Source organism: Streptomyces sp. HSW2009 (genome assembly GCF_040240285.1).
GTDB lineage: Bacteria > Actinomycetota > Actinomycetes > Streptomycetales > Streptomycetaceae > Streptomyces.
Genome location: NZ_JBEHZD010000331.1, coordinates 1 through 8,981 on the forward strand (window position 1 = coordinate 1; position 8,981 = coordinate 8,981).

Annotated in this window: 4 protein-coding genes; 1 reads left to right on the plus strand and 3 read right to left on the minus strand. The window is 76.9% G+C overall.

Annotation, left to right across the window (positions count from 1 at the left end; all coding sequences use genetic code 11):
- Positions 1-594: 594 nt before the first annotated feature.
- Positions 595-1,764: a cysteine desulfurase family protein gene (locus AAHZ94_RS22275; protein WP_349994750.1), complete on the minus strand. Its 1,170-nt coding sequence runs from the start codon at positions 1,762-1,764 to the stop codon at positions 595-597.
- Between the two features lie 551 nt (positions 1,765-2,315).
- On the opposite strand from AAHZ94_RS22275, the gene AAHZ94_RS22280 reads away from it, so the two are divergent.
- Complete coding sequence (locus AAHZ94_RS22280; RefSeq protein ID WP_502964741.1) at positions 2,316-3,239, plus strand: alpha/beta fold hydrolase; 924 nt, start codon at positions 2,316-2,318, stop codon at positions 3,237-3,239.
- A 473-nt stretch (positions 3,240-3,712) separates the two neighbouring features.
- Here the strand turns inward: AAHZ94_RS22280 and AAHZ94_RS22285 are convergent, their stop codons facing one another.
- Together AAHZ94_RS22285 and AAHZ94_RS22290 are read right to left on the minus strand one after the other, a co-directional pair.
- A complete protein-coding gene (locus AAHZ94_RS22285; protein WP_349994751.1) occupies positions 3,713-4,321 on the minus strand; it encodes a hypothetical protein in 609 nt (202 codons plus the stop codon).
- A gap of 352 nt (positions 4,322-4,673) precedes the next feature.
- Positions 4,674-8,981, minus strand: a 4,308-nt coding sequence (locus tag AAHZ94_RS22290; RefSeq protein ID WP_349994752.1) for a BTAD domain-containing putative transcriptional regulator, incomplete at its 5' end; no start/stop codon positions are given.

Here is an 8,981-nt window from a genome sequence, read left to right on the forward strand (position 1 = left end):
GGTTGGTGGGGCCCCGCCCGGGGCGCGCCCCCGCCCCCCGCCCCGGGCTGGGGGGGGGGGGGGGGCCCCGCGCCCCCCCCCCCCCCCCCCCCCACCCCCCCCCCCCGCGCGGGGGGGCGGGGGATGTGCGCAACGCCTCGCGTGACATCTCGCACGGAGCACCGCTCCCGCGCGTGGGAGCGGGAGACGGGGCAGTGGGACGACGCTCCGTACGGGGCGCAGGTACGGGATCTCGCTCCGGGACACGGGGCGCCGGGCAGCGGGACGGGGCCACGGGGCGCGGAGCGCTCGTACGGGGCACGGAGCGCGGGGCAGTGCGGGCAACGCTCCGTACGGGCGTCGTGGGTGGCTCGGGCGCTGCGGACGGGGCGGTCGGCGGCGTACTCGCGGTGTCACACCAGAACGGCGCCCTGACGGCCCGCCCCACAGGGCCGTCGCCCCGTGCCCCCGCGCGCGAGGCCGGGCGGCGCGGTGTTGGCCCGTAGCCGCCGAAGGCCAGGCGGAAGCAGACAGGCCGGACCAGCACGGGGCGGGCAGACGGGGCCGGCGGGGCGGAGCGGCGCCAGGACCGGCGCTGCCCGCCCGGGCCGGTGGTTAGCTCAGGCCGGCGCTGCGGGCCCGGGCGACGGCGGGGCCGATGGCCGCGCCGACCGCCTCCACGTCCGCCTTGGTGGAGGTGTGGCCGAGTGAGAACCGGAGCGTGCCACGGGCGAGTTCCGGGGAGGAGCCGGTGGCGAGGACCACATGGCTGGGCTGGGCGACACCCGCCGTGCAGGCGGAGCCCGTGGAGCACTCGATGCCCTGCGCGTCGAGCAACAGCAGCAGCGAGTCGCCCTCGCAGCCGGGGAACGAGAAGTGCGCATTGGCGGGCAACCGGCCCGCCGGGTCGGGGTCGCCGCCGAGCACCGCGTCCGGAACGGCCTCGGTGACGGCCGCCACGAGCGCGTCCCGCAGCGCGCCGACCTCGCGGGCGAAGTCCTCGCGGCGGGCCGCGGCGAGTTCGCTGGCGACCGCGAACGACGCTATGGCCGGCACGTCCAGCGTGCCCGAGCGCACGTGCCGCTCCTGGCCGCCGCCGTGCAGCAGCGGCACGGGCGCGTACGCGCGGCCGAGCAGCAGCGCGCCGATCCCGTACGGGCCGCCGATCTTGTGCCCCGTGACCGTCATCGCGGCCAGCCCTGCGGCCGCGAAGTCCAGCTCGACCTGGCCGAACGCCTGCACCGCGTCGGCGTGCAGCGGTACGTCGAACTCGGCCGCGACCGCGGCTAGTTCGGCGACCGGCATGATCGTGCCGATCTCGTTGTTGGCCCACATCACGGTGGCCAGCGCCACATCGGACGGATCGCGGGCGATGGCCTCGCGCAGTGCCTCCGGGCTCACCCGGCCGTAGGTATCCACGGGGAGCCACTCCACGCGCGCGCCCTCGTGCGTGGCGAGCCAGTCCACCGCGTCGAGCACGGCGTGGTGCTCGACGGGGCTGGCGAGCAGCCGGGTACGGGTCGGATCGGCGTCGCGGCGGGCCCAGTACAGGCCCTTGACGGCGAGGTTGTCGGACTCGGTCCCGCCCGCCGTGAAGACGACCTCGCTGGGGCGGGCACCCAGTGCCGCGGCGAGCGATTCACGGGACTCCTCCACGGTGCGGCGGGCGCGGCGGCCCGCGGCGTGCAGGGAGGAGGCGTTGCCGGTGACGGCGAGCTGGTCAGTCATCGCCCGCACCGCCTCCGGAAGCATCGGGGTGGTGGCGGCGTGGTCGAGGTAGGCCATGATGCCGTCGATTCTACGAGCCGAGGCGACGCGCACGAGAGGCGCGTGGGGGCGCACGGTCACGGGATGCGCCGGGGCGGCCCCGGGCACTGGGTGTCATGGCTGGTGGTGCGAGGTCCCCGGGCGAGCGCCGGTTGCGCCACGGGGCGCACTCGCGACCGCGGACCGTCGGATGGCCGCACCGCCCGCCCGTTCCGCCCCCGCCGCCCTACGCGCCGCGCGGCACCATGCCGCCCGCCGGGCGACCGGGGCCGGCAACCGGTTCGCCGCACGCGTCGGCGCGACCGGCTCAGCGCCTCCTGCCGCGCCTGTTACCGCCCGGCCAGAGCCGCCGTGCCCCGGCCCCGCCGCGGGGCGTTCCAGCCGTGCCCCGTCGCGCACCCGCAGCGGGGTGCGATACGTGGCACGCACCAGCACCTTCCCGCCAGCGCCCGCCACGCCACGCCACCGGCATCACCGAACCGCTGCCGAACCACCTCCGACTCGCCGCTGACTCCCCGCTGACCGATTCGCCTCGACGCTCCATGTCATGAGTGTCTAGCATTATGGTCATGACATGGGACCTGGTCCGAACGTTCCGCTCCTCGTCCGGCACCGTGCGGTGGGCTGAGTTCGGCGCGCCGGACGCGCCGCCCGTCGTCCTGCTGCACGGCACACCGTTCTCGTCGTACGTCTGGCGCGGGGTGGCCCGTGCGCTGGCCGTCCGGCATCGCGTGCTGGTCTGGGACATGCCGGGCTACGGGGCGTCGGAGCAGTACGCGGGGCAGGACGTCTCGTTGGCCGCGCAGGCCGTGGTGTTCACGGAGTTGCTGGCGCACTGGGGGCTGCGGGCGGAAGGGGCCGGCGCCGCCCCGGAGGTGCGCAACGGGAGTGCGGCGCCCGGTCCGTACGTGATCGCGCACGACTTCGGCGGCTGCGTCGCACTCCGCGCCCACCTGTTGCACGGAGCGGCCTACCGGGCGCTCGCGCTCGTCGACCCGGTGGCGCTGGCCCCGTGGGGCTCCGACACGTACCGGCTGCTCGGCGCGCACTCCGCGGTCTTCGACCAACTGCCGCCCGCCCTGCACCGTGCGCTGGTGCGGGAGTACATCAGCTCGGCGAGCGCGCCCGGGCTACGGCCGGCCGTCCTCGACCGGTTGGTCGCCCCGTGGTGCGGCACGGCGGGGCAGCCCGCCTTCTACCGGCAGATCGCCCAGAACGACCAGCGCTTCACCGACGAGATCCAGGACCGGTACGGGGAACTGCGGCTGCCGACGCTGATCTGCTGGGGCACCGACGACACGTGGATTCCGGTGGCCAAGGGGCACGAGTTGGCCGCCCGCATCCCCGGCTCCCGCCTCCGGCTCGTGGAAGGCGCCGGACACCTGGTCCAGGAGGACGCACCCGCCGAACTGACCGGCACCCTCACCGAATTCCTGTACGAGGTGACTCACGGCACCGGCGGCACCGACGGCACTGCCCGGACCACCGGCTGACGCGGCCGGCCCGGGCACCCCGCGCGCCGCGCGCGCGGCTCCGTGGTCCGTCCACACCACACCCCCGCTCCGTGCTCCGTGCTCCGTGCTCCGTGCTCCGTGCCACGAGCGAACCAGCCTGCCCCGTGCCCCGGGGTGCTGCCGTGTTTCGCGGGCGCGCGCGTACCGAACCCTTCCCAGCAGCGCGCGGGGCGGTGCAGGACGTGGCAGGACGCGACAAGACCTGACGGAGTCGCGGGCGGCGTCGGGCCTCCGAGTGGCGGGGCGTAGCGGGGGGGGGGCCGGGGGGGCCCCCCCCCCCGGGGCCCGCCCCGGGGGGGGGGGGGGGGGGGGGGGGGTGTGGCGGCCGTGCCTGGCCGCCACAAGCCCGGCGGGCGGCGGGGAGGGGGGGGGGGGGCGGTGGGGGGGGGGGTCGGGGGGGGGCCACGGCGCGGCCCGCCCGCGCGTTCACGGCGCCGTGCGGCCGTGCGGGGTCAGTCCTCCGCCAGCGTCGTGCACAGGTCCTCGTACGGGCCGTACAGCGCCAGCAGTTGCTTCGAGATGCCGCCGGTGGCCTCGGCGGCCGGGTCGAGCCTGACCGACATGTAGCCGCGGCTCACCAGCCACTTGCTCGCGGGCCGGTCGTGGTGGTGGAAGCCGGCCGCCCAGTTGTCGCCGCTCATCACGTACACGTCGGAGCTGGGGTACTCGGGGTAGGTGATCGTGGCGGTGCCCGACACCTCGCGCTCCACCGACTTGCCGGTGTCGAGGTTGATGGCGCGCAGCACCAGTGGCCCGTCCTCGATCGCGAAGACCGGCCGGCCCTCCTTGTCCGTCCAGGTCCGCAGCCGTAGCTCGCTCACGGGGAACTCGGCCCGCGCCCGGAACGGGCACACCTCACCGGCCCGGTACTCGAACGGCTGGGACGCCGGGTGGGTGACGATCGGGCCTTCGAGCCCGGCGGGAACGCCCCTCGGCGCCTCCAGGCCCGGGGTGGCGGCGCTCGTCGGGCCCGCCGCGCCCACCGTCAGCGCGGCGGCCAGTCCGACGGCCCAGACGGCCGCAGCGGCCGTGCGCCCGCTCCGTCGACATCGCTTTCCCATGGTGTGCTCCTCCTCGCGGTCGGGTCGTACCGGTCCTTGCCGTTGAGCCGTTCCAGCGTGCACCGCGGCGCCCCCGAGCACGCCCCGTGTGGCCCGAACCGGGCACTCCCGCGCCACCCGGCCGGAACGTGGCACCGACCACCGCGCGGTCGGCACCTGGCCCGAGCAGTCCCGCGCGCGGGTACGCGCGGGGCGTCGCGTGCGGGGCACCGCGCCGCCGCCCGGTACGGGTCCACGCACGCGTGTGCGCGCGGAACACCGACGAATCTGTCGGCGGCGCCAGGGCGGGCACACGGAGGCCGGGTACGCGCGCGCGGGCGCGCTGGTCGTGAAACACCTGGCCGGGGTGCGGTCACCGGTCCTGGCCCTGTTCGCCGGCCGTGCCGTCGTCGGCCGCGCTCCGTTCCAGCAGTGCGGTGACCGCGTGCACCTGCGGGGAACCGATCGCCCGGTAGCCGTCGCGCGCCTGCCACCAGCACTGGACGGCCCGCGCGCGCTGCCCGGCCTGGAAGAGCACTCGGCCGAGTACCACCAGCGCGTCCGCCCGCCGCCAGTCGCCGCCGTGCCGCTCGACGTCGCGTACGGCCCGCTCCGCGCAGGCGAGCGCGTCCTCCACCGCACCGACCGCGAGATGGGCCTCGGCCAGCCTGGCCCCGCTGGCCGCGGCGGCCAGGTGCAGGCCGGCGCCCGCGAACCGGTCGCGGGCCTGTCCCAACGCATCCAGCGCCACCGCCGCCCCGCCGGCCGCGATCAGCGCACAGCCGAAGGCGTAGCCGGCGTGCGCGGCGGCGAGCCCAGGACCCGGCGGCTGCGGCCCCGTCCGTACGGCCCGTTGTCGCCCGCCCCGTTCGGCCTCCCGTAGGGCGCGCCGGGCCGTCCGTAACGCCGCTGTCGGCATCCCCAGCGCCAGCCACACCCGGGACCGGTCCGCGCACACCCGCGCGAGGCCGGACAGGTCGCCCTGCGCCTCGTACGCCGTCTCGGCCGCCAGGAGCAGCGGGAGGGCCGCCCGGGCGCGTCCGCCGCCGTAGACGGCGATGGCCTGCTCGTGTGCCGCGTACGCGCGTACCAGCGGGTCGGGAGGGGCCCCGTCGCCGTCGGGCCGCAGGGCCAGGGCCGCCGTCTGCTCCGCGTCGGCGAACCGGTCCGCGCGGTTGTACGCGTACGCGAGCGCGGTCCTGGCCCGCCCGTGCGCCACGCCGTCGTGCGGCCCGTCCGCCGTCCGTACGAGGGCCGCCGCGGCCTCGATGAGGGGGCGGGCGTACGAGGCGTCGTCGGCCAACGGCCGCGCGACGAGCAGCAGATCGGCCAGCCGGCGGTAGAGCGGGGCCGGCGGGTGCGGGAGCGCGGTCCCCGCGCGCACGGTGCACAGCAGTCGGGGCGCCTCCGTGCGCAGCCAGTCCGCGGCGGGGCCGGTGCGCCCGGTGGGGGTCCACGGCGCCGGTTCGACGTGGTCCGCGAGGTGGCGGGAGGTGGTGTCGCCCGGGTCGGTGGCGCGCACCGTGTCGGCGCCCGCGAGCAAGTACAGGTCGGTGAGCCGGGTCAGGGCCCACTCGCGTTCCAGGTTGCCCGGTCGTTGCGGGCCCCCGCGCGCGATGCTGAACGTTTGGGTCGCCAGCATCTGCTGGGCGAAGAGCAGCGTCAGTTCGTTGAAGCGGTACCGGCCGCGTCCCTCCCGGTGCAGCAGTGAGGCGGTGGCCAGGTCGTCGAGCAGCGGCTCCGTGTCGGCCGGTGGCAGGCCCACCAGGGCGCTCGCCGCGAACGTGCTGACGTCTGCGTGGCCGAGGGCCGACAGCAGGGCCAGGGCCCGCTGTTCGTCGCTCCGTAGCCGCCGGTAGGTGTGCTCGATGCCGGCGGCGACGGCGAGGCCGCCGACGCTCAGGCCGGCCAGCCGGCGCTCTGGGGCGGCCAGCCGGTCCGCCAGCCGGGTCAGCGGCCACGGGTAGCGCTGGAGTTGGCGGCGCACCAGTTCACCGGCGATGTGCAGGGCCAGGGGCAGTCCGCCGCAGTACTGGAACACCCGGTGCGCCCCGTTGGCGTCCTGGTCGAGCCGGGCGGCGCCCACTCGGATGCGGAGCAGTTCGAGCCCCTCGGGCTCGGTGAGCTCGCGCAGTTCGACCCGGTGCACCACCTCGTCGCCGGTCAGCCGGCGACGGCCGGTGACCAGGGCCGCGCAGCCCGGGGCGGTCGGCAGCAACGGGGTCACCTGCGCCCACTCGTGCGCCCCGTCGATGACCACGAGCACCCGCCGCCGCGCCAGCATCGCGTGGTAGCGCAGCCGACGGGCCTCGGCGCCGACCGGCAGTTCGGACGTGGGACAGCCCAGGGCGCGCAGGAACGCCTCCAGCACGTGGCTGGTGGAGCGCCGTTCGGGCTCGTTTCCGCGGAGGTCGACGAAGAGTTGCCCGTCGGGGAAGGCGGCGGTGAGGCCGTGCGCGACCTCGCGGGCCAGCGCCGTCTTGCCCATCCCGCTCAGTCCGCTGATCACCGCGACCGGCGCGGTACGGGGTTGTGGCGCGGTCAGTGCCCGCCGCAGGTCGAGCAGTTCCTCGGCCCGGCCGACGAAGTACGCGAGCGGCACCGGGAGGTGGGCCGAGAGCCGCCGCGCCCCGGCCCCGTCCCCCGGGTCGGGCCACTCGGTCGCCTGCGGTCGCGACCCCTCATCGCGCACGATGCGCTCGTACAGGTCCCGCAGCGGGGCGTTCGGTTCGACGCCCAGTTCTTCGGTGAGCAGCCGTCGGCAGTTGCGGTAGACGGCGAGGGCTTCGGCGGTGCGGCCGGTGCGGTACAGCACCGTCATCAGCAGCAGGTGCAGCGATTCCCGGAAGGGGTGTTGGGCGACCAGCCGGGTCAGCTCGGGCACGACGTCGGTGTCGTTGCCCAGGTCGAGTTCCAGGCCGAGCCTGCGTTCCAGGAGCCGCAGCCGCCAGTCGGTGAGGTGCTGGCGCTGGCGCTCGGCGAACGGGCCGGGCACGCCGTACAGCGGCGTGGTGTCCCACAGGCTCAGCGCCTCGCCCAACAGGGTGTGCGCCCGGCGCCGGTCCCCGCGGCGCAGTTCCCCGTCCGCCGCCTGCTCCAGCCACCGGCACTCTTCGAGGTCGGTACGGGCCCCGTCCAGGACGTAGCTGCCGGTGTCGGTGCTGCGCAGCGCCTCGGTGCCCAGGACGGCGCGCAGTCTGCGCAGGTAGGTGCGCAGGGCCGTCTGGGCCGCCGGCGGGCGGTCTGCGGGGCTGCTGCCCCAGACGGCTTCGACGAGTGTGTCGGCGGTGACCGGCTGTCCTTGGTGGAGGAGCAGGAAGCAGAGCACCGCGCGCTGTTGCGGCGAACCGGTGGGCAGGCCCGTCGCTCCGCGGTAGGCGCGTACGGGGCCGAGCAGTTCGCAGCGGAGTTCGCCGGCCCGGACCGGCTGCGTGGTGAAGGGCTCGGGCGGGGATGGCGATGTGGCCGTTGCCCCGCGTACGTCGTCGGGTTCGGTCTCGCGCGCGCCGTCGAAGCGCTCCGGGGCGGTGGCGGGGGCGTGCGGGTCCGGGGTCTGCTCCGTCGCCGGCGGACTCGAGGGCGGGGCGGCCGGTTCCGGTGGCGTCGAGCCCTCGGACTGCTCCGGGCGCGGGACGGCGGACTCCGGCGCGGTCGGGGGCCAGGGCGGGACGGGGCGCCCCGCGCGGGGGCGAACGGGGACGTCTGGCCGGGCGGTGGCGTCCGTGGCCGCGGGGCCCGCAGCCTGCCCGGGTCGGTCCGTACTGGCCCCTCGCGGCTCCGTACCCAGGCCGTCCGGCGGCGGCGCAGGCGCTTCCCGAACGGTCGGCGACGGCGCCGGGGCGGGCAGGGCCACGATCGGGTAGCCGAGGCGTTCGCACACCGGGGCGGCGAGCATGGCGAACGCCCGGGCGCTGTCCTTGAGTCGCAGCGGCCCGTCCGGGTCGGCCACCAGGGCCGGGAAGTCGGGCAGCCGGCCCAGGTAGGGCGCGAGGGCGCGGCCGACCGCCTCGACGACCTCGATGGACCGCTCCACGCCGAGGCCGCTGAAGAGGAGTTCGCGCACGCCCGGGGCGAAGTCGTAGATGGGCTGGGCCGGGTCGGCGGGGGCCAGTCGGCGGCTGAGCGCGTGGATCTCGGGCATCCGGTCGGCGGCGGTCGTCGCCGGGCTGAGCTGCGTGAGCAACCCGCCGAGTTGGACCTCCGCCACCTGGGCCGCCGTCGCCTCGGGCAGCGCCGCCGAGCGGACCAGGTGCATCACCGGGGTGGTGAGCGGACGGATCGCGGAGAGCCGCACCGCCAGCCGGTACGCCTCGGGCGAGAACGTGCTGCGGAAGCGCGCGATGCGCTCCTCCGGCGAGGGCGCGGGGCTCGCGGCCGGGCGGGCGCCCGACGGGCTGTAAGAGGCGCCGTGGTGGCCGCCGTGCGAGTCGCCGGACGGGGCGCCAGCCAGGTCGCCGAAGGGGGCGGTGAGCACCTCGTCGGCCGGCGCACCGGTCCCGCCGATGCGCTCCGGAGCGTACGGGTCGGCGGAACCACCGGCGAACGGTGCGGCGTCGCCAAGTGCGCCCGGCGCGCGCGCCGTGGCCAGGGATGGGGCGGCACCGACCGCGGGGTACCGGGCGGCGCCCGCGGGGTGGTACGGAGCCGCGGGGCCCCCCGGGGGCCCCGGGGGCCCGGGCCC